General features: G+C 48.6%; 20 protein-coding genes and 3 pseudogenes. 11 read left to right on the top strand and 12 right to left on the bottom strand.

What is annotated here, in order from left to right; all coding sequences use genetic code 11:
* The first annotated feature begins 283 nt into the window (after positions 1 to 283).
* Complete coding sequence (ampH, locus tag KXD89_RS16930; RefSeq protein ID WP_000830741.1) at positions 284 to 1,441, top strand: D-alanyl-D-alanine-carboxypeptidase/endopeptidase AmpH; 1,158 nt, start codon at positions 284 to 286, stop codon at positions 1,439 to 1,441.
* On the opposite strand, the gene iprA is transcribed toward ampH, so the two are convergent.
* Positions 1,442 to 2,065, bottom strand: a complete 624-nt coding sequence (gene iprA, locus KXD89_RS16935) for a hydrogen peroxide resistance inhibitor IprA (protein WP_001295335.1) — start codon at positions 2,063 to 2,065, stop codon at positions 1,442 to 1,444.
* 87 nt (positions 2,066 to 2,152) lie between these two features.
* Positions 2,153 to 3,604, bottom strand: a pseudogene (locus KXD89_RS16940) (autotransporter outer membrane beta-barrel domain-containing protein); the annotation flags it as partial.
* Between the two features lie 65 nt (positions 3,605 to 3,669).
* Between KXD89_RS16940 and KXD89_RS16945 the strand changes: the two are divergent.
* A protein-coding gene (locus KXD89_RS16945; RefSeq protein ID WP_085947771.1) for an IS3-like element IS3 family transposase occupies positions 3,670 to 4,832 on the top strand; the annotation gives its coding sequence in 2 pieces (ribosomal slippage) (positions 3,670 to 3,931 and positions 3,931 to 4,832; 1,164 coding nt in all).
* A 29-nt stretch (positions 4,833 to 4,861) separates the two neighbouring features.
* Here the strand turns inward: KXD89_RS16945 and KXD89_RS16950 are convergent.
* Positions 4,862 to 5,515: pseudogene (locus KXD89_RS16950) on the bottom strand (helix-turn-helix domain-containing protein); the annotation flags it as partial.
* A gap of 302 nt (positions 5,516 to 5,817) precedes the next feature.
* On the opposite strand from KXD89_RS16950, the pseudogene KXD89_RS16955 reads away from it, so the two are divergent.
* A pseudogene (locus tag KXD89_RS16955) lies at positions 5,818 to 5,946 on the top strand (aldo/keto reductase); the annotation flags it as partial.
* Positions 5,947 to 6,104: 158 nt separating this feature from the next.
* Here KXD89_RS16955 and rclC read toward each other — a convergent pair.
* From rclC to rclA, 3 genes are all read right to left on the bottom strand, one after another.
* Positions 6,105 to 6,698: a reactive chlorine species resistance protein RclC gene (gene rclC / locus KXD89_RS16960; protein ID WP_001299021.1), complete on the bottom strand. Its 594-nt coding sequence runs from the start codon at positions 6,696 to 6,698 to the stop codon at positions 6,105 to 6,107.
* Positions 6,699 to 6,709: 11 nt separating this feature from the next.
* Positions 6,710 to 6,946: a reactive chlorine resistance periplasmic protein RclB gene (rclB, locus tag KXD89_RS16965; RefSeq protein ID WP_000474084.1), complete on the bottom strand. Its 237-nt coding sequence runs from the start codon at positions 6,944 to 6,946 to the stop codon at positions 6,710 to 6,712.
* A 108-nt stretch (positions 6,947 to 7,054) separates the two neighbouring features.
* A complete protein-coding gene (gene rclA, locus KXD89_RS16970) occupies positions 7,055 to 8,380 on the bottom strand; it encodes a reactive chlorine resistance oxidoreductase RclA (RefSeq protein WP_001046307.1) in 1,326 nt (441 codons plus the stop codon).
* A gap of 225 nt (positions 8,381 to 8,605) precedes the next feature.
* On the opposite strand from rclA, the gene rclR reads away from it, so the two are divergent.
* The 4 genes from rclR (at position 8,606) to KXD89_RS16990 (ending at position 12,832) form a co-directional block, all read left to right on the top strand.
* Entirely contained in the window at positions 8,606 to 9,460 is an 855-nt protein-coding gene (gene rclR, locus KXD89_RS16975; RefSeq protein ID WP_000339594.1) for a reactive chlorine-specific transcriptional regulator RclR, read from the top strand.
* A 526-nt stretch (positions 9,461 to 9,986) separates the two neighbouring features.
* Positions 9,987 to 10,706 (top strand): (Fe-S)-binding protein, encoded by a 720-nt coding sequence (locus KXD89_RS16980; protein ID WP_001102108.1) that lies wholly within the window; start codon positions 9,987 to 9,989, stop codon positions 10,704 to 10,706.
* Between the two features lie 10 nt (positions 10,707 to 10,716).
* Positions 10,717 to 12,144 (top strand): LutB/LldF family L-lactate oxidation iron-sulfur protein, encoded by a 1,428-nt coding sequence (locus tag KXD89_RS16985; protein ID WP_000023927.1) that lies wholly within the window; start codon positions 10,717 to 10,719, stop codon positions 12,142 to 12,144.
* Complete coding sequence (locus KXD89_RS16990; RefSeq protein ID WP_000370307.1) at positions 12,137 to 12,832, top strand: LUD domain-containing protein; 696 nt, start codon at positions 12,137 to 12,139, stop codon at positions 12,830 to 12,832. Before KXD89_RS16985 ends, KXD89_RS16990 begins: the two co-directional genes overlap by 8 nt.
* Positions 12,833 to 13,074: 242 nt before the next feature.
* Here KXD89_RS16990 and ykgH read toward each other — a convergent pair whose 3' ends face one another.
* The 4 genes from ykgH to betI all read right to left on the bottom strand — a co-directional run bounded on the left by ykgH (position 13,075) and on the right by betI (position 17,713).
* Positions 13,075 to 13,743 carry a protein YkgH gene (ykgH, locus tag KXD89_RS16995; RefSeq protein WP_001209100.1) on the bottom strand — a complete coding sequence of 223 codons (669 nt, stop codon included), beginning with the start codon at positions 13,741 to 13,743 and terminating at the stop codon, positions 13,075 to 13,077.
* Between the two features lie 212 nt (positions 13,744 to 13,955).
* On the bottom strand, positions 13,956 to 15,626 hold the full coding sequence (gene betA / locus KXD89_RS17000; protein WP_001159094.1) for a choline dehydrogenase: 1,671 nt from the start codon (positions 15,624 to 15,626) through the stop codon (positions 13,956 to 13,958).
* Positions 15,627 to 15,639: 13 nt separating this feature from the next.
* Complete coding sequence (betB, locus tag KXD89_RS17005) at positions 15,640 to 17,112, bottom strand: betaine-aldehyde dehydrogenase (RefSeq protein WP_000089110.1); 1,473 nt, start codon at positions 17,110 to 17,112, stop codon at positions 15,640 to 15,642.
* A gap of 13 nt (positions 17,113 to 17,125) precedes the next feature.
* Complete coding sequence (gene betI / locus KXD89_RS17010; protein ID WP_001335745.1) at positions 17,126 to 17,713, bottom strand: transcriptional regulator BetI; 588 nt, start codon at positions 17,711 to 17,713, stop codon at positions 17,126 to 17,128.
* 128 nt (positions 17,714 to 17,841) lie between these two features.
* Here betI and betT point away from each other — a divergent pair, with 128 nt between their 5' ends.
* From betT to pdeL, 3 genes are all read left to right on the top strand, one after another.
* Positions 17,842 to 19,875: a choline BCCT transporter BetT gene (gene betT, locus KXD89_RS17015; RefSeq protein WP_000131044.1), complete on the top strand. Its 2,034-nt coding sequence runs from the start codon at positions 17,842 to 17,844 to the stop codon at positions 19,873 to 19,875.
* 305 nt (positions 19,876 to 20,180) lie between these two features.
* Positions 20,181 to 20,255 (top strand): protein YahV, encoded by a 75-nt coding sequence (locus KXD89_RS17020; protein ID WP_120795374.1) that lies wholly within the window; start codon positions 20,181 to 20,183, stop codon positions 20,253 to 20,255.
* Positions 20,256 to 20,749: 494 nt separating this feature from the next.
* A complete protein-coding gene (gene pdeL / locus KXD89_RS17025; protein WP_001301264.1) occupies positions 20,750 to 21,838 on the top strand; it encodes a DNA-binding transcriptional activator/c-di-GMP phosphodiesterase PdeL in 1,089 nt (362 codons plus the stop codon).
* Positions 21,839 to 21,879: 41 nt separating this feature from the next.
* On the opposite strand, the gene KXD89_RS17030 is transcribed toward pdeL, so the two are convergent.
* Both KXD89_RS17030 and KXD89_RS17035 read right to left on the bottom strand, forming a co-directional pair.
* Complete coding sequence (locus KXD89_RS17030) at positions 21,880 to 22,812, bottom strand: LysR substrate-binding domain-containing protein (RefSeq protein ID WP_001084394.1); 933 nt, start codon at positions 22,810 to 22,812, stop codon at positions 21,880 to 21,882.
* A gap of 91 nt (positions 22,813 to 22,903) precedes the next feature.
* On the bottom strand, positions 22,904 to 23,401 hold the full coding sequence (locus KXD89_RS17035; RefSeq protein WP_001013892.1) for a DUF1097 domain-containing protein: 498 nt from the start codon (positions 23,399 to 23,401) through the stop codon (positions 22,904 to 22,906).
* 257 nt (positions 23,402 to 23,658) lie between these two features.
* Between KXD89_RS17035 and KXD89_RS17040 the strand changes: the two genes are divergently transcribed.
* Positions 23,659 to 24,264, top strand: coding sequence for an ankyrin repeat domain-containing protein (locus KXD89_RS17040; protein ID WP_000023635.1), 606 nt, complete (start codon positions 23,659 to 23,661; stop codon positions 24,262 to 24,264).
* The last annotated feature ends 7 nt before the right edge of the window (positions 24,265 to 24,271 follow it).

Here is a 24,271-nt window from a genome sequence, read left to right on the forward strand (position 1 = left end):
GTCAGCCAAATGAAACCGCCCATTGTGACCCATAGCAAGGCGCTTAGTTCGCCAGCCTGACCATAAGAATTGTTTCGACGGATTTCACAAACCAAAGATTGTTTACATAAGCGGATTAACACGCGCAGGATCACAAATGCAGGCATTGGTGAGCAGGAAAAAGATCGTGTTTACGCGCCGTTACGTTTTTAACACTATTATTGCACTAATTCGCCCTTTGCAATCTATCAATGAGTAGTATAAATACGCTCAGTTACCTTCATTCAATCTATGGACACCACCGTTGAAACGTAGTCTGCTTTTTTCTGCCGTGCTGTGTGCGGCGTCATTGACCTCCGTCCATGCGGCGCAGCCGATCACTGAACCGGAGTTTGCCTCTGATATTGTCGATCGTTATGCCGATCATATTTTTTACGGCAGCGGTGCCACGGGGATGGCTCTGGTTGTTATCGACGGTAACCAGCGCGTCTTTCGCAGTTATGGCGAAACGCGACCTGGTAATAACGTTCGCCCGCAGCTGGATTCGGTCGTGCGTATTGCTTCCCTCACCAAGCTAATGACCAGTGAGATGCTGGTGAAATTGCTCGACCAGGGGACCGTGAAGTTAAACGATCCGCTAAGTAAATATGCTCCGCCAGGCGCACGCGTGCCAACCTACAATGGGACGCCCATTACGCTGGTCAATCTGGCAACCCATACCAGCGCCCTGCCCCGTGAACAGCCCGGTGGCGCGGCACATCGTCCGGTGTTTGTCTGGCCAACGCGCGAGCAACGCTGGAAATACCTTTCTACGGCGAAGCTGAAAGCCGCGCCAGGCAGTCAGGCGGCGTACTCTAACCTTGCGTTCGACCTGCTGGCAGATGCACTGGCGAATGCGTCCGGCAAGCCTTATACCCAGTTGTTTGAAGAGCAGATTACCCGTCCATTGGGGATGAAAGACACCACCTACACCCCCTCACCGGATCAGTGCCGCCGTTTAATGGTTGCTGAGCGCGGTGCCAGTCCGTGCAATAACACGCTGGCGGCAATTGGCAGCGGCGGCGTCTATTCCACGCCTGGCGATATGATGCGCTGGATGCAGCAGTATTTGTCATCTGATTTTTATCAGCGCAGTAACCAGGCAGATCGCATGCAGACGTTGATTTATCAGCGCGCGCAGTTTACGAAAGTGATTGGCATGGATGTCCCCGGCAAAGCGGATGCGCTTGGTTTAGGTTGGGTATATATGGCCCCGAAAGAGGGTCGTCCGGGGATTATTCAGAAGACAGGCGGTGGTGGCGGTTTCATTACCTATATGGCGATGATCCCGCAGAAGAATATTGGCGCGTTTGTGGTGGTCACTCGTTCGCCGTTGACGCGCTTTAAAAATATGAGCGATGGCATCAATGACCTGGTGACCGAGCTAAGCGGGAATAAACCGTTGGTTATCCCCGCGTCCTGATTAATACTCTGAAGGCAAACGGTTGATAGCGACCAGTTTGCCTTTATTCATTTCGATATAGCCGCCTTTACGCAAAGCAGCGAGAACTTCTGCGACGACAGAACGCGATATGCGTGTACGTTGATGGATATAATTCATCACACCAATACGTGATCGCAATTCTTCATTCCAGTCAATCATTGATAATAATGTTGCGCGGATTTGTTCGTAGGAATTATGCCCAATGAGCTGCACGTCGCGTAATTCCAGAATTCTATTTTGCCAGGCTAACCAGTAAAAAGCGTCTCGCCAGAGTTGATTTTGTTCAATAAGCGTAATGGTTTGTTTGGCTGGTAGATGATATCCCGTACAATTTCCTTCTGATATTAATTTGTATGGTATATCGTTTTTCATTAAACCATCAGCCAGCCCCATAATATAAGGAGCCTGGGTAATACCGATAAGTACGTTTTCTTCTCTACGCAGAGAGATAACTCCCTCTAAAATAACGAAAGTATCTTCGTTATTGACATCACTGGAAAATATAACTTGCTTTTCATTATTAAACTCGAAGCGCGTACCGTATCTGGACAAACATTTATCGAGCTTACCAAATTCCTGAAGAGGTTTAACTACAGATAACATTTGCGCGTCCTTTGCAGTAATGCCCGTCAAATCCTTGACGGGCATTATTTAGATTAAATTACCAGTATTTCTTCGGAGTGAAGAATATTACCAGGTATATTTAACACCCACGTTCGCGGACCAGTCTTGATCTACGTCACCACCACCGAGGTAGTTAGCATCGGTATAGGCGCTGAAGTTCTTGGTGAAGCTAAACTGAGTACCCAGACCAACACGTACCGCAGACCCTTCAGTACCGTTATCGATGGAATCGCCGTTCACATCGTTATCGTTGTTAGAGTCGTCGTAGACGTAAGCCAGTTTGAAGTACGGAGTCAGAGCCTGATCTTCGCTGTAGGTGAAGGTATAACCTGCATCTACACCCAGTTCATAACGCATGCTGTCGTAAGACTGACCGTCAACTTTCATGTCGTTGCTCAGCTGGTAGTCATCACCAGACTGGAACAGACCAGAAACGCTGCCGTAAGGAGTCACGTAACCAGCATCACCCAGTTTGAAGTCGTAACCGGCTTTCAAACCGAAGCCCCAAGCGTCGGAGTTGGTGCTACCGTCAACGTAAGTACCGTTGCTCATGGTTGCAGACAGGTCGTTGTTGAAGTGAGAGTAGCTCAAGCTACCATCAACAAAGACGTTGTTCGCGAAGTGAGCAGAAGAGTAGATGTAGGCAGTCTGGCTGTCTTGATCCACCTGACCAGAACGGTCATTCATGTCACCTTTAGCGAAGCCTGCAGCCGCACCGACGATCCACTTAGCGTTGTTACCGTCAATTTTGGTATCAACACCGACCATGATGCCGTTAACATCCTGATCATAGTTGATGGTGCCGTTGTCGCCGTTGAAGTTACCACCGAAGTAGCTTACCCATGCGCCGCCGTTATCAGCCAGGCCATGACGAGAGTTGGTCAGACGAGTACCAACGGTGTCTTGTTCCAGGTTCCAGATATTGGTGTTCGCAGACGGGATGCTCAGCGCCATGTTAGCGTAGTCGGTCAGCTCCATCTGTTGCAGAACAACGGTGTTACCGCGCTGTTCAGCCTGATAGGTGTATGCACCCAGGTCAGCTTTGTTAGCAGCAGAGAAGGTCGCGTTGCTGTTGACGTCGTTTACGTAGATAATTTCTTTATCTTTGTAATCAGCGATAGCGCCAGCGCCAGTTGCGTTGTCGATACGAACTTTGTAGTTACCGGTTGCAGCAACAACATTGTCTACAGAGCTGTTATCCAGTTCAGTACCGTTGTCTACGTCGCCGTTACCGTTGATAGTCAGGTGACCATCAGAGTTCATAGCAACAATACCGTAACCGTAGTTAGACTTGGAAGTATCCCAGGTACGGTCGTTCACCAGATCAGCGTTCAGAACGTAATCGCTGCTATGGATATCGAACACACCAGATACTACGTTACCGTTATGGTCAGCGATGTTGCCGCTGGTCAGTTCCAGTTTGTCAGTACGGAAAGCTTCAGTATCGAACTGATCAACGTTCACATCCAATACACCGCCGTTAGTTACGGTGATAGTATTGGCGTACAGGTTGTAATCTGATCTTACCCAGCAATAGTGGACACGCGGCTAAGTGAGTAAACTCTCAGTCAGAGGTGACTCACATGACAAAAACAGTATCAACCAGTAAAAAACCCCGTAAACAGCATTCGCCTGAATTTCGCAGTGAAGCCCTGAAGCTTGCTGAACGCATCGGTGTTACTGCCGCAGCCCGTGAACTCAGCCTGTATGAATCACAACTCTACAACTGGCGCAGTAAACAGCAAAATCAGCAGACGTCTTCTGAACGTGAACTGGAGATGTCTACCGAGATTGCACGTCTCAAACGCCAGCTGGCAGAACGGGATGAAGAGCTGGCTATCCTCCAAAAGGCCGCGACATACTTCGCGAAGCGCCTGAAATGAAGTATGTCTTTATTGAAAAACATCAGGCTGAGTTCAGCATCAAAGCAATGTGCCGCGTGCTCCGGGTGGCCCGCAGCGGCTGGTATACGTGGTGTCAGCGGCGGACAAGGATAAGCACGCGTCAGCAGTTCCGCCAACACTGCGACAGCGTTGTCCTCGCGGCTTTTACCCGGTCAAAACAGCGTTACGGTGCCCCACGCCTGACGGATGAACTGCGTGCTCAGGGTTACCCCTTTAACGTAAAAACCGTGGCGGCAAGCCTGCGCCGTCAGGGACTGAGGGCAAAGGCCTCCCGGAAGTTCAGCCCGGTCAGCTACCGCGCACACGGCCTGCCTGTGTCAGAAAATCTGTTGGAGCAGGATTTTTACGCCAGTGGCCCGAACCAGAAGTGGGCAGGAGACATCACGTACTTACGTACAGATGAAGGCTGGCTGTATCTGGCAGTGGTCATTGACCTGTGGTCACGTGCCGTTATTGGCTGGTCAATGTCGCCACGCATGACGGCGCAACTGGCCTGCGATGCCCTGCAGATGGCGCTGTGGCGGCGTAAGAGGCCCCGGAACGTTATCGTTCACACGGACCGTGGAGGCCAGTACTGTTCAGCAGATTATCAGGCGCAACTGAAGCGGCATAATCTGCGTGGAAGTATGAGCGCAAAAGGTTGCTGCTACGATAATGCCTGCGTGGAAAGCTTCTTTCATTCGCTGAAAGTGGAATGTATCCATGGAGAACACTTTATCAGCCGGGAAATAATGCGGGCAACGGTGTTTAATTATATCGAATGTGATTACAATCGGTGGCGGCGGCACAGTTGGTGTGGCGGCCTCAGTCCGGAACAATTTGAAAACAAGAACCTCGCTTAGGCCTGTGTCCATATTACGTGGGTAGGATCATAAAGTCCTCGGGTCGTTGTCCACTCTTTTGGCATGTCAGCATATTCACATACCGTACCAGCAAAAGTTTCAACCGTGAGCAAATCGACCGATTTTGTTGACGGTTCAAACGTGGAAACGAAATAGATATCCGTCTTAAAATTCTTCATACATCTGGCTAAATGATGACGTCGTAGTTTGACTTCTTCATCCGGTGATTTATTCGACACTTCAATGTCATATTTAAATGAGTTGCCAAAAATAGGTGTCTCAGGAAAGTTGATTAATCTACACTCCGTCTTTTGCTGTTGACGTATTAAAAAAGAAGGGAAGATATTTGCGAGATCCCAATAATCACGGTGGCGGTATTCACGGGGAGAGCAGCCGAATAACTTTTTAAATTCGCGGCTGAATGACTGCTGTGAATCAAAATGCAAAGAGAGTGCAATATCAAGCATAGATTTCGCGGTGAGCCGGACAAGAATGGCGGCACGACAAAGCCTTCGTTTGCGAATGTATTCTCCCAAAGGCACATGCATGAAATTTCGGAACAGAAGCTGGATGTTGCGTCTGCTGTAGCCAGATTTCTGTGCGATATCTTCGATTGAAATAGGGTGCTCAAGATTGCACTCAATCCACTCCAGGAGCTGCTGTAGAATCTTCTGCCTGATCATCTCATTCTCCGTTAATTCTTTGTCATATCGCACATTTTCGTTATACCCTGGGCCCTAAGTGTATCAAAAATAGCAAGGGCGAAGGCAAAAGCACTGGTAGCGTCTGCTTCGTTGTCCCCGAAAATAGAGAGGTTTCAGTCCTACATTATTAATGAATTTTTTGCATAAGTGATATCAAAATCCACATACTACTTTGAGGTTACGTTTTAACGTAGACTCATTGTTCATGCCTAATGGAGGGACTGACAGTGGAATTTTCCGTATAGTCTGCTTCAGAGTATTGCAGATGCCCATCAAAAATCGATTTCTCACTGACAGATAAAGAAATGGCACAAATTAGTTCGCTTGATTTGGGTTATGTTGGGGAGTCGGTAAAACATTTTAATCCTGAATTTGTTCGTGGTTGTCTTGCTGTAAAAATACATGATTGATATTAATCATGTATTTTACCTAAGACGACAAAAACCTTTTAACAGGGAGTGATATTGATCTTCACTCTGTCATATCTCCGGTAATATGGCGTCAGGCTTCATCATCAGAAAGGGGGCCTGACGCCTGAAAAAGTGAACAACAGACAGTGTTCGGATTATCAATATTCAGTTTTTAACGTTGAACTGGATTCATTACTGCGTTGTTTAAGAATTTCCCGCGCCGAATCTGCCATTATCATGACTGCACCTGCCAGCATCAGAGTATCTTTCAATACCAGGCGACCAGCACCGGATAAATAAGGGAAACCATGATGAGCGTCACCCAATGCGGGTACCCATGCCTCCGGGGTGGTGATTAAAAATGAGAGTGTTACCAGCGGCGTGGTAAATGCCATCAGTCCTCCCAATAAACCTAACCAGCGATTGACAGGATTAGCCAAAACCAGCAGAGCAATAATCACCTCCACGACGCCAAGACCGTTGGAAAAACCATAGGTATTATTGGCCGTTTGCCATGCCCTTGCTTCTGGTTTGTATTCGCCTTCGTGAGTCAGATACTGTTTATAGTCTTCCGGGTGTTCATAAAAGAACGACATTAGTGGACTGTTTGCGACGAATGGTGTAATGCTGTCTGCCTCGTAAGGGACAAACTTTAATAACCCAATCCACATAAAAACAATTGCAATACTCAGACGAATCAATGTCAGGCCAATTTTATCTCCCCGACTTAACAGGTGCAGGTATTTTTCCATTGTGAACATCCTTATTTATACAATACTGCTGTTGCGGTTGAATTATTATCAATTCGCATCGATGTGACTTTCCAGGATGAAGCATTATATTTTCTGGCTATATCAGCAATGGTATCCTCCAGAACTGTCGGTGATGCTGATACTGACGAGACGCTGATATGTTTCAGAATTATTTTATCATCTGCATTGGTGGAAAATGCCATAACGCCAGATAATAGTGTTGCAAATAAAACAGATTTTTTAAACATATAAAATACCATCAATGAAGTGATTAAGAAGTTATAGAGTAACAGAGAATTAATAAGATTCTTTTCTCTGAGACGCCAGAATATTTGTTCTGGCGTCTGATTTTGAGTTTATTTGACTAATGAAAATAGATCATTGAGTGATTCGCTCATCGACGGATGAGTAAATATCTGATCGCGTAATATGCTATAAGGCAGCCCGGCATCCATCACCATTTTCACTATATTGATCATCTCGTGGGAGTCAACACACAGCAGTGATGCCCCTAACATACGTTGGGTTTTATTATCAACAATCGCTTTTAATACCCCACGAGTATCATTCATCACTCTGGCACGCGGAATTGCAGCTACAGGCAATGTCACCACCTGAATATCAGCACCACTCTCTCTGGCTTGTTCTTCTGTCATACCAACCCTGGACAGGGGCGGTGTCATAAATACGGAATAAGGCACATTTTTCCGATCATCAGTACTACGTTTGCCTTCACCCAGTAACTCATCACGTACAATGCGGTAATCATCCAGTGATATGTAAGTAAATTGCAGCCCGCCGGTAACATCTCCCATCGCCCAAATATTGTCTGCGGTGGTATGTAATCGCTTGTCAACGACAATTGCCCCGCGCTCGTTTACTGCGATACCGGCATTTTCTGGATGTAACGAAGCGGTAGCCGGTTGACGACCGGAAGCTATTAACAGTGCATCCACCGCCAGTTGGGCGTGCTCGCTATGCACTTGCACTTGATTTTCATGGTGACTGATTCGCTCCACATGGGCATTGAGGATAATATCGACGCCCTGATCGCGTAAAATCGTCGCGATATTATCAGCAATATCCCGATCTTCCCGAGGCAAAAACAGCGAAGCTGCTTCTAAAATGGTTACCTTGCTGCCAAAATTAGCGAACATAGAGGCGAACTCAACGCCAATATATCCGCCGCCCAAAATACCTAAATGCCCAGGCAATTCTTTTAGATTAAGTAATCCGGTGCTGTCATATACTCCTGGCGTGGTGGTAATTCCAGGAATTGGCGGAACCACGGTTTGTGCACCGGTATTAATAAAAATTTTCTCGCCATGAATTTCCAGATTTCCCTCAGGCCGATGAACACGCAGGCTATGATTATTGATAAACTCCGCCTGGCCGTCGATCACGTCGATATTGGGCATATCCGCAAGATTATGAAAATTCTTATTACGTAAAAAATTAACCACTTCATTTTTACGCTGTATGGCACGGACAAAATCTGTGTGCTGCTGTGCGTCATGAACCAATGTTTTGGTTGGGATGCAGCCGATATTAATACAGGTCCCGCCATACATTGCATTTGATTGTTCGATGAGAGCCACTCGCCAACCTGCTTTTGCCAGCGTGACGGCTAATGTTTTTCCAGCCTTGCCAAAACCAATAATCACTGCCTGATATTTATTCATGATGATTTCCTGTCGAAACGCGTTCATTTGACATCATGACTATAGACGCAAAAGAGCAAATAACATTTCTTCACAACGCTTGATATTTTGTCTTATCGTCTGATATTTTCTTTTTCTTAATCAGAATCACAAAACAAAAATCATGATTAACTATTTGATGGTATTAGATTAGTTATTTACTAAGATTGTTGGTGTTTGTAATCAAAAACCACTCAGGAGTCTGATATGGATGCCCTTAGCCGTTTGTTGATGCTTAACGCTCCACAAGGAACGATCGATAAGAATTGCGTGTTAGGAAGTGACTGGCAGCTTCCACATGGTGCCGGGGAATTATCGGTTATTCGTTGGCATGCGTTAACGCAAGGAGCGGCGAAGCTGGAAATGCCGACGGGGGAGATTTTTACATTACGCCCGGGAAATGTGGTCCTGCTACCACAAAATTCAGCTCATCGCCTGAGTCATGTCGATAATGAATCGACCTGTATTGTCTGCGGCACTCTTCGGTTGCAACATTCGGCGCGTTATTTTTTAACGTCTTTGCCGGAAACGCTGTTTTTAGCACCGGTTAACCACAGCGTGGAATATAACTGGCTGAGGGAGGCGATCCCGTTTTTACAACAGGAATCCAGATCGGCAATGCCGGGAGTGGATGCACTGTGTAGCCAGATCTGCGCTACATTCTTTACCCTCGCGGTGCGTGAGTGGATTGCACAGGTTAATACTGAGAAAAACATTCTCAGTTTGCTTCTGCATCCACGTCTTGGTGCGGTAATACAGCAAATGCTGGAAATGCCAGGACACGCCTGGACCGTCGAATCGCTGGCCAGCATCGCTCACATGTCCCGGGCAAGTTTTGCCCAGCTTTTCCGTGATGTTTCCGGAACCACGCCGCTGGCTGTATTAACAAAGTTGCGTCTACAAATAGCGGCCCAGATGTTTTCCCGGGAAACGCTCCCTGTTGTGGTGATCGCTGAGTCAGTAGGCTATGCCAGTGAATCATCTTTTCACAAGGCGTTTGTCCGCGAGTTTGGTTGTACCCCGGGAGAATATCGGGAAAGGGTCAGACAGCTTGCACCCTGAATAAAACCGCCAGAAATCAGGGCAAAGATAATCCGCATTCCGGGAGTTGTGAGCCTTTCAACTATTTCTATTTCCAACGGTGGTTTGGGCTTTATATATTTTTTCTGATGGACTCTAGCTCAGTTTTTAAATAAAAATGCAAACTAAATTGCTTCAATTAAATAAAATCCCGACTATTTCTTGATACGTGATTATTGTCGGTGATTTTTTTGTACACCATCAGTGTATATCTCAATAACCCCTGAATAAGTAGCTCTGAATAGGTATAAGGGATGTAGCCATTTTTAAATGGATTTCTTATGCCAAAAATGATCGTCGATTTCCCCATAAAATGTGAGCGATGCCGAAAGAAATAAAATTAGTTATTGCATTTGACGTTTGGATGAAAGATTATCATTTGTCATACAAATGAGGGGTGGTATGTTGCTAGCCAATTAAAAAAGAACGCCATATTTATTGATGATTGATCCCCCGGTGGGGGGGAAACATCGGGCATAAATGGGCATGAAGTAATGGAGTATTAGTTGTGAATGTCAATTTCTTTGTCACCTGTATTGGTGACGCCCTGAAATCAAGAATGGCACGAGACTCCGTGCTGCTACTGGAAAAACTCGGCTGTCGCGTAAATTTCCCGGAGAAACAGGGATGCTGCGGTCAGCCTGCGATCAATAGCGGTTATATCAAAGAAGCGATTCCAGGGATGAAAAATCTGATCGCCGCACTGGAGGATAACGACGATCCCATTATTTCACCGGCTGGCTCTTGCACCTATGCCGTAAAAAGTTACCCGACGTATCTGGCGGATGAACCTGAATGGGCATCACGTGCCGCAAAGGTTGCCGCGCGTATGCAGGATCTCACCTCTTTTATTGTTAATAAATTAGGGGTAGTCGATGTAGGTGCCAGTTTGCAAGGGAGAGCGGTGTATCACCCATCTTGTAGCCTGGCCCGTAAGCTGGGAGTGAAGGACGAGCCACTTACGCTGCTGAAAAATGTGCGTGGACTGGAGCTGTTGACCTTTGCTGAACAGGATACCTGCTGCGGATTTGGCGGCACGTTCTCGGTCAAAATGGCCGAAATATCCGGCGAGATGGTGAAAGAAAAGGTTGCGCACCTGATGGAAGTCCGCCCTGAGTATTTAATTGGTGCTGACGTGAGTTGCCTGCTAAACATCAGTGGGCGATTACAACGGGAAGGGCAGAAAGTCAAAGTGATGCATATTGCTGAAGTGTTGATGAGCCGCTGAGGATATAAAGATGTCGATCAAAACCAGTAATACAGATTTTAAGACACGCATCCGTCAGCAAATTGAAGATCCGATCATGCGCAAAGCGGTGGCAAACGCGCAGCAGCGTATTGGGGCAAATCGGCAAAAAATGGTCGATGAATTGGGGCACTGGGAGGAGTGGCGCGATCGGGCCGCCCAGATACGTGATCATGTTCTGAGTAATCTCGACGCTTATCTGTACCAGCTCTCAGAAAAAGTGACGCAAAACGGCGGTCACGTCTATTTTGCAAGAACCAAAGAAGACGCTACCCGCTACATTTTACAGGTTGCCCAACGCAAAAATGCCCGGAAGGTGGTGAAATCTAAATCGATGGTGACCGAAGAGATTGGTGTCAATCATGTGTTGCAGGATGCTGGCATTCAGGTGATTGAAACCGATCTGGGTGAATATATTCTCCAGCTGGATCAAGATCCGCCATCTCATGTTGTGGTCCCGGCAATTCATAAAGATCGCCATCAGATCCGTCGAGTGCTACACGAACGTCTGGGCTATGAGGGGCCGGAAACGCCTGAAGCGATGACCTTATTCATCCGGCAAAAAATCCGCGAAGATTTCCTCAGTGCTGAAATAGGTATTACCGGCTGTAATTTCGCGGTGGCAGAGACCGGTTCGGTATGCCTGGTGACCAATGAAGGTAATGCGCGAATGTGTACCACGCTGCCTAAAACGCATATTGCAGTGATGGGAATGGAGCGTATTGCCCCCACGTTTGCCGAGGTAGATGTATTGATCACCATGCTGGCGCGCAGTGCCGTTGGTGCACGTTTGACGGGATACAACACCTGGCTGACAGGACCGCGCGAAGCTGGGCACGTTGATGGTCCTGAAGAGTTTCATCTGGTTATTGTCGATAACGGGCGTTCTGAGGTGCTGGCCTCTGAATTTCGGGATGTGCTGCGCTGTATTCGCTGCGGGGCTTGTATGAATACTTGTCCGGCATATCGCCATATTGGCGGTCATGGATATGGCTCTATTTATCCAGGGCCAATTGGTGCGGTGATTTCTCCGCTACTTGGCGGCTATAAAGATTTTAAAGATTTACCCTACGCCTGCTCTTTATGCACAGCTTGTGACAACGTGTGTCCGGTGCGTATTCCGCTGTCAAAACTGATTTTGCGTCATCGTCGGGTGATGGCTGAAAAAGGGATCACCGCAAAAGCAGAGCAACGGGCGATAAAAATGTTCGCTTATGCCAATAGTCATCCAGGATTGTGGAAAGTCGGGATGATGGCCGGTGCTCATGCGGCAAGCTGGTTTATCAATGGCGGCAAAACACCACTCAAATTTGGCGCGATTAGCGACTGGATGGAAGCACGCGATCTTCCTGAAGCTGACGGAGAGAGTTTCCGTAGTTGGTTTAAGAAACATCAGGCGCAGGAGAAAAAGAATGGATAATCGAGGCGAATTTTTGAATAACGTTGCTCAGGCACTGGGTCGCCCGCTGCGACTTGAACCGCAAGCAGAAGATGCGCCGCTTAACAACTATGCTAACGAGCGGCTTACCCAACTTAACCAACAGCAGCGCTGTGACGCGTTTATTCAGTTTGCCAGCGATGTTATGTTGACGCGCTGTGAGCTGACCAGCGAGGCGAAGGCGGCAGAAGCTGCAATACGTCTGTGTAAAGAGCTGGGAGATCAGTCGGTCGTGATTAGCGGTGACACGAGGCTGGAGGAATTGGGGATTAGCGAACGTTTGCAGCAGGAATGCAATGCCGTTGTTTGGGATCCGGCGAAAGGTGCCGAGAATATCTCGCAGGCAGAGCAGGCTAAAGTGGGTGTTGTGTATGCTGAATATGGTTTAACCGAATCGGGAGGCGTGGTTCTTTTTTCCGCCGCCGAGCGCGGGCGTTCATTGAGCCTGCTCCCGGAATATTCTCTTTTTATCCTGCGTAAAAGCACTATCCTGCCGCGTGTAGCGCAACTCGCAGAAAAATTGCATCAGAAAGCGCAGGCCGGTGAACGAATGCCTTCCTGCATTAACATCATTAGCGGCCCCAGTTCAACGGCGGATATTGAGCTTATCAAAGTCGTCGGAGTTCATGGCCCGGTGAAAGCGGTGTATCTGATTATTGAGGATTGTTGAGAGAGATATGAAGTCTGGACATAAACCTGAAGAAGGCATACGAGGTTGAAAATAGCGTTTAGGACAACCTGACTTAACCCCGTTCCGTCATGGTTATGCTGCTCTTCTGTAAATATCCTGGTATTACCAATGCCAGGATATTTACAGTGAAAAAGACAGGCATCCATTCCTGAAAACGGGTTCCCTTCCCGGTCATTGTCACTTCAGCTTTATACAGGCACTCTCTATCAGAATGTTGTTTATTACTGCCCAGAGTTTTGTTGGTATTCATCTACCATTTTTTTGACAAGGCAAAACATTACAGAAATTACAATGCTTAGAAAAAATCCCAGAGCCAGGCAAATGGCAGCAGGGTATTTATTTTTTATTTCTGGTGAGCTTATAGTTACACAGCCATCACCGTTCGGATACAATGACCAGTTCCTGGTCAGGTATATCATTTTTGTATAAAGCTCACTGTTAATTGCTGAAGGCGTTTGTATCTCATCGAGAACTTGCCTGCCATTATGATATTCTGACGCATACCATTTGATAATAGAGGCCTGCACGCGAGATATTTCCTCTTCAGCAGTTGGTAAAGCTCTCTTATCTCCTGACCATTCCAGCCTTATTTCTCTGTTCTTGACATCTGGGCTGGTGTGAAAAAATGTAGTAATTCGCTGAATAACATCTTCAGTCATTGTAGTCTGACAGGCAAAATTATTATTGCTATCACAGCTAACAAGTATACCTGGCGTTGTCTGGTTTATTTTTAGGCTGTAAATCACTTTTATATTGTCTTTATTGATATACAGAAACAACAGCACCATAGCCATACATATAGCCATAATAAAAAGGATAACACGAATCTTTTTCTTCAGATAAAATAAAATCTCAATCAGATCGATATCCTGTTTGATTTGTTCACGCATAATATATCCAGAGAATAAAATCTGTCGCAGATAAGGTTGTATTAATAGTCTGTATCAGGAATGTTCGGGTTAAATATCAGCAAAAAGCCCGCATCATGAATACTGGATATGAAGCATGAGAGTTACCTCAGTGTTTATATAAGGATTCGGTCCCCCTCTCTGGAACGGTAACTCTCAATCTGATCGGTTCCTGCGTTAGTTCACATCACGACTCATTTTTTCGCTCTCACCGGCATCCCATTTGCCACAAAATATCCCGCCGTGCTCCTCGGCAGCGCTTCCTGTCCACGAATCATATCCGCTATTTTCTCGCCAATCATAATTGTCGTGGCGTTCAAATTCCCGGTGATAATCTGCGGCATAATCGACGCATCCACCACACGCAGGCCTTCTAACCCGTGTACGCGGCCTTCGCCGTCAACCACGGACATCTCGTCGTAACCCATTTTGCAGGTACCGCACGGATGGAAGGCGGTTTCGGCGTGGTTACGCACGAACTCATCGAGCTGTTCATCCGTCTGGCATTCGACACCGGGGCTGATTTCGCGGCCACGATACTGATCCAGCGCGGGTTGATGCATGATCTCGCGGGTGATGCGAATTGCGTCGCGGAACTCCTGCCAGTCCTGCTCGTGCGACATGTAGTTAAACAGAATCGCCGGATGCTGGTGCGGGTCGCGGGATTTAATCCGCACATGCCCACGGCTTGGCGAGCGCATTGAGCCGACGTGGCACTGGAAACCGTGCTCTTTCACTGCATTCGAGCCGTTATAGTTAATCGCTACTGGCAGGAAATGGTACTGAATATTCGGCCACGCAAATTCCTCACGGCTGCGAATAAATCCACCTGCTTCAAAGTGGTTGCTGGCACCAACGCCAGTGCCGCCAAACAGCCACTCCGCACCGATTTTCGGCTGGTTCCACCACTGCAGGGCAGGGTAGAGGGAAACCGGTTCTTTGCACTCATATTGCAGATACATCTCCAGATGATCCTGAAGATTTTCGCCGACGCCGGGTAATTCATGCACCAGCGGAATATCAAACTCCGCCAGCAGTTCAGCGTTGCCGACGCCGGAGCGTTGCAGGATCTGCGGTGAGGCAATCGCGCCTGCACATAACAGCACTTCTTTGTTGGCCGTTGCGCGGGTTGGGATGGTGCTGTCGCCTTCCAGCCATTCGACGCCCACCGCGCGTTTGCCGTCAAAAATGATGTGATCGGTCATAGCGTGAGTACGAATGGTCAGGTTAGGACGCGATTTGGCCTGATCGAGATAGCCACGCGCGGTGCTGGCGCGACGGCCCTGCGGCGTGACGGTGCGATCCATCGGACCAAAACCTTCCTGCTGATAACCGTTGAGATCGTCCGTGCGCGGGTAGCCCGCCTGCACGCCCGCTTCAATCATCGCTTCAAACAGCGGATTGACGCCGGGTTTGGAGGTAGTGACGCTCACCGGGCCATCACCGCCGTGATAGTCGTTTTCACCCATATCGCGAGTCTCGGCCTTGCGGTAGTAGGGCAGGCAGTCGAGGTAGCTCCAGTTCTCCAGACCGGGTTCTTGCGCCCAGTTATCGAGATCCAGCGCATTGCCACGGATGTAGCACATGCCGTTGATCAGCGACGATCCACCCAGACCTTTACCGCGTCCGCACTCCATGCGGCGGTTATTCATAAACGGTTCAGGTTCCGTTTCATAGGCCCAGTTGTAGCGTTTACCCTGTAGCGGGAATGCCAGGGCAGCGGGCATCTGGGTGCGGAAGTCAAAGCGATAGTCCGGGCCGCCCGCTTCAAGCAGCAGCACGGAGGTATTCGGATCTTCAGTCAGACGGGTAGCGAGAACGTTGCCGGCTGAGCCGGCACCAATAATGATGTAGTCAAATTGCAAATAAACCTCCTGGTTAGAATATGGACTGGAATTTAGCCATCTCAACCTGGATGGACTTCACCTGGGTGTAACTCTGGAGCGTCATCACGCCGTTCTCGCGACCAATGCCGGAGTGTTTGTAGCCGCCAACGGGCATCTCTGCCGGGGATTCGCCCCAGGTGTTGATCCAGCAAATACCCGCTTCCAGCTGATGAATGACGCGATGCGCGCGGTTCAGGTCCGCTGTCACGATGCCCGCCGCCAGGCCGTAGTCGGTATCGTTAGCGCGGCGAATGACTTCGTCTTCCGACTCGTAGGTCAGAATGGACATCACTGGCCCGAAGATCTCTTCACGCACGATGGTCATATCGTCGCTGCAATCGGTGAACACTGTCGGTGCAACCCATGCGCCGTTATCGAAGCCATCGCCTTTCAGTACATCGCCGCCGCACAGTACGCGCGCGCCTTCCTCTTTGCCTTTGGCGATATAGCGCAGCACGTTATCGCGATGCGGGAAGCTGACCAGCGGGCCGAAGTTAGTTTGCGGATCGAAAACGTCGCCCGCGCGAATGCGCTCAACGCGCGCCAGAATTTTCTGCTCAAATGCGGCTTTGCATTTCGCCGGAACGAAGACGCGGGTGCCATTGGTACACACCTGACCGGAGCTGAAGAAGTTTGCCATCATGGCGATATCGGCGGCGAGATCGAGATCCGCATCATCGAAAACGATCAGCGGTGATTTACCGCCCAGTTCCATGGTCACTTCTTTCAGGGAAGAGGCCGCCGAGTTAGCCATCACTTTTTTGCCGCTGGCGACACCGCCGGTAAATGACACTTTGGCAATGCCCGGATGCTCGGTCAGATATTGCCCGGTCTCCGCGCCCACGCCCGGCAACACGTTAAATACGCCGTCCGGCAGGCCCGCTTCGCTGTAAATTTCAGCCAGCTTTAACGCGGTAAGCGGGGTAACTTCGCTCGGTTTGAAAATCATTGCGTTGCCTGCCGCCAGCGCCGGGGCGGATTTCCACAGGGCAATCTGGATCGGGTAGTTCCATGCGCCAATCCCTGCCACTACGCCCAGCGGTTCGCGGCGGGTATACACAAAGGACGTTTCACGCAACGGGATCTGGCTGCCTTCCAGCGCCGGGATCAGCCCGGCGTAGTACTCCAGCACGTCCGCACCGGTAACGATATCGACGGTTGAGGTTTCCGAATATGCTTTTCCGGTGTCGAGGGTTTCCAGTTTTGCGAGTTCGTCATTGCGTTCACGCAGAATATCAACGGCCCGACGCAGAATACGCGAGCGCTCCATGGCGGTCATCGACGCCCAGATTTTTTGCCCCTGCTGGGCGCTTTTCACGGCGCGATCGACATCCTCGCGCCCGGCGGCCTGCACGGTCGCCAGCACGTTACCGTTGGCCGGGTTAATGGTCTCGAAGGTGCGACCGCTGGTGGCGGAGGTATAACCACCATGTATATAAAGCTGCTGTTCTGCCATTCGGGACATCACGTCTCCTCGGTTAATCGGTGGGTAGATGCTGAGTGATAAAGTGGCGGGTCAGGGAATTAGCGCGGGTTTTATCCAGCGGTTTGCCGCTCAGAGCCGCGCGCAGCCATAATCCATCAATCAGCGCGGCCAGGCCGTAGCCCGCTTCCTGTGCCTGTTCGCGCGGCAATTCGCGACGAAACTCGCTCACCAGATTCGACAGCAAGCGGCGGCTGCTGACCTGCTGTAAACGATAGAGCATCGGCTGATGCATACTGCTGGCCCAGAACGCCAGCCAGGCTTTCATCGCCGCACTGCTCACCTGCGTTTCATCGAAGTTTCCGCCAACAATCGCCTGTAATCGCTGCTCTGCACTGCCCTGCGGAAGTGCATGTAATCGATTCAAAACCGCGTCACGCAGCTGACTGGTGATATCGCGCATGGTTGCTTCCAGCAGACCATTTTTGTCCCTGAAATAGTGGCTGATGATCCCCGTAGAAACGCCTGCACGGCGGGCGATCTGCGCGATCGTTGCATCGTGCATGCCCACTTCATTTATTGCTTCCAGTGTGGCGTCGATCAGTTGTCTGCGCCGGATCGACTGCATCCCCAATTTGGGCATTTTCGCCACTCCATTCATCAGCGGTGTTTATCTATTAAAGCGGTTATTGATTGGACGTTCAATATAAAATGTGTCTTAATTGTTACGAATTTGATTTTAAATAGTAACAATAACAGTGGGGATACTGGATGACAGACCTTTCACACAGCAGGGAAAAGGACAAAATCAATCCGGTGGTGTTTTACACCTCCGCCGGACTGATTTTGTTGTTTTCCCTGACAACGATCCTGTTTCGCGACTTCTCGGCCCTGTGGATTGGCCGCACGCTGGACTGGGTTTCTAAAACCTTCGGTTGGTACTATCTGCTGGCGGCAACGCTCTATATTGTCTTTGTGGTCTGTATCGCTTGTTCGCGTTTTGGTTCGGTGAAGCTCGGGCCAGAACAATCCAAACCGGAATTCAGCCTGCTGAGTTGGGCGGCGATGCTGTTTGCTGCCGGGATCGGTATCGACCTGATGTTCTTCTCCGTAGCCGAACCGGTAACGCAGTATATGCAGCCGCCGGAAGGCGCGGGACAGACGATTGAGGCCGCGCGTCAGGCGATGGTCTGGACGCTGTTTCACTACGGCTTAACCGGCTGGTCGATGTATGCGCTGATGGGCATGGCGCTCGGATACTTTAGCTATCGTTATAATTTGCCGCTCACCATCCGCTCGGCGCTGTACCCGATCTTCGGTAAACGGATTAACGGGCCGATAGGTCACTCAGTGGATATTGCAGCGGTGATCGGCACTATCTTCGGTATTGCCACTACGCTCGGTATCGGTGTGGTGCAGCTTAACTATGGCTTGAGCGTACTGTTTGATATTCCCGATTCGATGGCGGCGAAAGCGGCACTGATCGCCTTGTCGGTGATAATCGCCACGATCTCTGTCACCTCCGGTGTCGATAAGGGCATTCGCGTGTTATCGGAGCTTAATGTCGCGCTGGCGCTGGGATTGATCCTGTTCGTATTGTTTATGGGCGACACTTCGTTCCTGCTTAATGCACTGGTGCTGAATGTTGGCGACTATGTGAATCGCTTTATGGGCATGACGCTCAACAGTTTTGCCTTCGACCGTCCGGTTGAGTGGATGAATAACTGGACGCTCTTCTTCTGGGCATGGTGGGTGGCATGGTCGCCGTTTGTCGGCTTGTTCCTGGCGCGTATCTCGCGTGGGCGTACCATTCGCCAGTTCGTGCTGGGCACGTTGATTATTCCGTTTACCTTCACGCTGTTATGGCTCTCGGTGTTCGGCAATAGCGCGCTGTATGAAATCATCCACGGCGGCGCGGCATTTGCCGAGGAAGCGATGGTCCATCCGGAGCGCGGCTTCTACAGCCTGCTGGCGCAGTATCCGGCGTTTACCTTTAGCGCCTCCGTCGCCACCATTACTGGCCTGCTGTTTTATGTGACCTCGGCGGACTCCGGGGCGCTGGTGCTGGGGAATTTCACCTCGCAGCTTAAAGATATCAACAGCGACGCCCCCGGCTGGCTGCGCGTCTTCTGGTCGGTGGCGATTGGCCTGCTGACGCTCGGCATGCTGATGACTAACGGGATATCCGCGCTGCAAAACACCACGGTGATTATGGGGCTGCCGTTCAGCTTTGTGATCTTCTTCGTGATGGCGGGGTTGTATAAATCTCTGAAGGTAGAAGATTACCGCCGTGAAAGTGCCAACCGCGATACCGCACCGCGACCGCTGGGGCTTCAGGATCGCCTGAGCTGGAAAAAACGTCTCTCGCGCCTGATGAATTATCCGGGCACGCGTTACACTAAACAGATGATGGAGACGGTCTGTTACCCGGCAATGGAAGAAGTGGCGCAGGAGTTGCGGTTGCGCGGCGCGTACGTGGAGCTAAAAAGCCTGCCACCGGAAGAGGGACAGCAGTTGGGTCATCTGGATTTGTTGGTGCATATGGGCGAAGAGCAAAACTTTGTCTATCAGATTTGGCCGCAGCAATATTCGGTGCCGGGCTTTACCTACCGCGCACGCAGCGGTAAATCGACCTACTACCGGCTGGAAACCTTCCTGTTAGAAGGCAGCCAGGGCAACGACCTGATGGACTACAGCAAAGAGCAGGTGATCACCGATATTCTTGACCAGTACGAGCGGCACCTTAACTTTATTCATCTCCATCGTGAAGCGCCGGGCCATAGCGTGATGTTCCCGGACGCGTGATTGTTATTGCATAAAACCGCGCCATGTCTGCATATGGCGCTGTTTCTCCTACCTCTTGATACGTTATATCTATACGGTTAAGCCCTTAGTATCTATTGATGATTACCAGACAACAGATAATAAAAAAGAAAAGAACTATTGCAGCCCAAAACCTACATTTGGGCTGTTGCGAATGTTCAATAAGTTTAGTCTTATTTAATGTAAATATTGCTGATCATTTGAAATGACGCATTATTCATGAGAAATGTGTATCGTAAATCAACTGAAATTAACGCAACCATTTGTTATTTAAGGTTTAATTATCTGTGTGTGATATTTTATTGAATGTTTTAAATATTGTTTTTATTGGCATTGCTATAATATTGGTTATCATTTGCTGAATGGATTCAGTCTTAATGAGTGGGTTTTTAAGGGACAGGCATAGAGTAATGATACGTATGCATAACCAACATCTTTACTCATTATGTCATTGAATGTTGACGCTATGTGTTTATGAGGGAGAGGTATTTTCAGTTGATCTGGATTGTTAAATTCATATAATGCGCCTTTGCTCATGAATGGATGCCAGTATGTAGTGGGAAATTATAAATATTGAAATAGTCCAACTACTTCTTTATTACCAAAAATGAGTATCTGAATTTTAATATTGCATTCTTGCGTGATTATCTCCTGAGTTTGACTTGTGATTACCTTTTTAAGGTATTTAGCGTAACTGTTTTTGAGCGAGCATCAGAGGTAAAGATAATCTTCTTGATAGTGATGTGGGATGTTATACGTATGGCATCGCTGATGTTTATGGTTACCCCTTATGTGTGCTCAGGAATCGACAGGTAATCACTCATACTGAACAGCGATAAAAGATAAAGGTGTGTTCATGAATTCATGTGATTTTCGTGTTTTTCTGCAAGAGTTCGGTACAACGGTTCATTTGTCATTGCCTGGTAGCGTATCCGAGAAAGAACGACTGCTACTCAAGCTGCTGATGCAGGGAATGTCTGTAACAGAAATATCACAGTACAGAAATCGCAGTGCAAAGACAATTTCACATCAAAAGAAACAGCTCTTTGAGAAACTGGGGATTCAGAGCGATATTACTTTCTGGCGCGATATTTTCTTTCAGTACAATCCGGAGATCATATCCGCCACGGGGAGTAATAGTCACAGATATATTAATGATAATCACTATCACCATATCGTCACGCCTGAAGCCATCAGTCTGGCGTTGGAAAACCACGAATTCAAACCGTGGATCCAACCGGTTTTCTGCGCGCAGACTGGCGTACTGACGGGCTGTGAGGTGCTTGTCCGCTGGGAACATCCACAAACGGGAATTATCCCACCGGATCAGTTTATTCCTCTGGCGGAGTCATCCGGTCTTATTGTCATAATGACCCGCCAACTGATGAAACAGACTGCGGATATTCTGATGCCGGTAAAACATTTGCTGCCGGACAATTTCCATATTGGCATCAACGTCTCGGCGGGTTGTTTTTTGGCAGCGGGATTTGAAAAAGAGTGTCTGAACCTGGTTAATAAATTAGGTAACGATAAAATCAAGCTGGTTCTCGAGCTAACGGAACGTAACCCTATTCCGGTAACGCCAGAAGCCAGAGCGATATTTGACAGCCTTCATCAGCACAACATTACCTTTGCGCTGGATGACTTTGGTACGGGTTATGCGACCTATCGTTACTTGCAGGCGTTCCCGGTCGATTTTATTAAGATCGATAAGTCATTTGTGCAAATGGCGAGTGTCGACGAAATCTCCGGTCATATTGTGGACAATATTGTCGAACTAGCGCGTAAGCCTGGTCTGAGTATCGTGGCGGAAGGGGTAGAAACCCAGGAGCAGGCGGATTTAATGATCGGTAAAGGCGTTCACTTTTTGCAGGGCTATTTGTACTCTCCGCCAGTACCGGGTAATAAATTTATCTCTGAATGGGTAATGAAAGCAGGTGGTTGATGTAAACCGCTATTCACAGCGCATCGGGAGGTTGGCAGCGATTAATTCTCCCGATGCAGTAAATCCTGATAGATCCCCGTTAATATGCCATTTGGCGCAAATTGTTTTTTAATCCACTGCGTCACCTGACCCGTAGCAGAATGCTGAGTCGCCAGTAACATGCGCGAATCCTGGCGCGGATTATGGATTTGTCGGGTAACCAGCAGGGATTGCGTCATCGCCTCACGGACCATGTAATCCGGCAAAAAACCAATTCCTTCACCTAAAATCTGGCACTGACATTTGGTGTTGAAATCTGGCACCAGAATTGACTCCTGCCCGTGCAGCAACCAGCCCACTTTTTTATTAATCGTATGCGCGGTGTCCTCCACCATAATATTAGGGTAGAGACGCAGTTGGCTTTCGGCGATGGGTTCCGGCACAAAGGCTAACGGGTGATCCGGGGCGATAGCAAAAGCCCAGCGAATCGCGCCAATTTCAGTGTAATCAATACCGCCGCCGTCCAGTAGTGTATCGGGTGCGCCGATGGCGATATTGGCCTGATTATTAATAATCGCATCCCAGACGCCGTTATACACTTCGGTGGTGACGGTAATCTGGCAGGTAGGAAACTGCTTTTTCAGCACCTGTAACAAGCGTGCGGTGTGTTTGGGCGTATAAAGCAGCTGATTAATACAAATGCGCACACGCGCTTCTATGCCCTGCGAAATAGTATCGATTCTGCGTTTGATGGCATAAAAATCATTCAGCAGGTCGGTAGCTTTGCGGAAAAAATAACGCCCGGACTCCGTTAACTCAATGCTGCGGGTACTGCGAGTGAACAGCACCACATCCAGCCCCGTCTCCATACGCTTAATGGTGTAGCTAATGGCGGAAGTGGTTAAACCCAACTCTTCTGCGGCTTTACTGAAGCTGCCAAAACGCGCAGCGGTAGTAAATGCCAACAGATTCTCTTCGGTAAAAATTGAGTTCATTAAACCATTCTCGCCATTATCTACTATGAATTTCTCCAGCTATGACTGTAGAGGTATCGGTTAAAGATAGATAATCATTTTTGAATAACTTTTAATACCCGTCGCGTTTAGTCGTCGCTTCGCTTAATTTTTGTCCACCATATTCTGAAATTACCCCCACGCAGTTACCCGCCAGAAAACCCAGTAACGTCACCGTCCAGTTCATCCCGCTGGCAAAAAACAGCGTCATGCCGAGAAAGCCACCGGGAATAAAGGACAGTAACCAGAAACGCCCTTGCCAGACCACTACCGCCGAGAAGGGTACGGTAGTAATTACGCTCGCCCAGAACGCGGACAGTCCACTTACAGAGGCCAGCCAACCAGCAGTCAGCGCGGCGAAAAACGCCCACACCATCCCGGAATAATTAACCGCCAGACTTCTGATAAACCCCGATTTACCGCCGCCTGCGGCATAAAAACTGCAAAAGGCGACGAAGCCAATGGTTCCTAATAATTCCCATCCTTGAGAGAGCCCGACATGTGAAGACACTAACTGCCAAAGCCCTGCACAAATACCGACGGTGACACCCGTTGCCGTGAGTCCGTTCATCTTGTTCCCCTCTGGTTAGACATGGACGAAAGCTACTCTTACATGTGCAGACTATAGAGAAATAAAACCTGATTGAGTGAAAGGGTATCGGGTCAAAGAAACAAATATTGCACTACCGCACACTGCGAAAAGATTGTTGAATATTATTCAACAAAAAGGCGAGATACGGCGAATTAAATTTAAGCGGGTTCTTTTATCAGATTATCGTTGCTATTCTCAATTCATCGAAAACAGCCACAAAAACCAGGGGAATGTGAATGAGTATAAAAAATCTACCTGCCGACTATTTATTGGCTGCACAACAGGGTGATATCGATAAAGTAAAAACCTGCCTTGCGCTGGGTGTCGATATTAATACCTGCGATCGTCAGGGGAAAACGGCAATTACGCTGGCAAGTTTATATCAGCAATATGCTTGCGTTCAGGCATTAATTGATGCCGGAGCGGATATTAATAAGCAAGATCATACCTGTTTAAATCCTTTTTTAATTAGCTGTCTGAACGATGATTTAACGCTACTACGAATTATTTTACCGGCTAAACCCGATCTTAATTGCGTAACCCGTTTTGGCGGTGTCGGCCTGACGCCTGCCTGTGAAAAAGGCCATTTAAGTATTGTAAAAGAGCTTTTGGCGCATACGGAGATTAACGTTAACCAGACCAACCATGTAGGCTGGACGCCGCTACTGGAAGCGATTGTGCTTAATGATGGTGGTATTAAACAGCAGGCGATTGTGCAGTTATTGCTGGAACACGGTGCCAGCCCGCATCTGACCGATAAATATGGCAAAACGCCACTGGAACTGGCGCGGGAACGGGGCTTTGAAGAGATTGCGCAGTTACTGATTGCCGCAGGTGCATAAACCGGGA

The sequence above is a fragment of the Escherichia sp. TC-EC600-tetX4 genome, from assembly GCF_019356055.1.
In the GTDB taxonomy this organism is placed as follows: Bacteria; Pseudomonadota; Gammaproteobacteria; order Enterobacterales; family Enterobacteriaceae.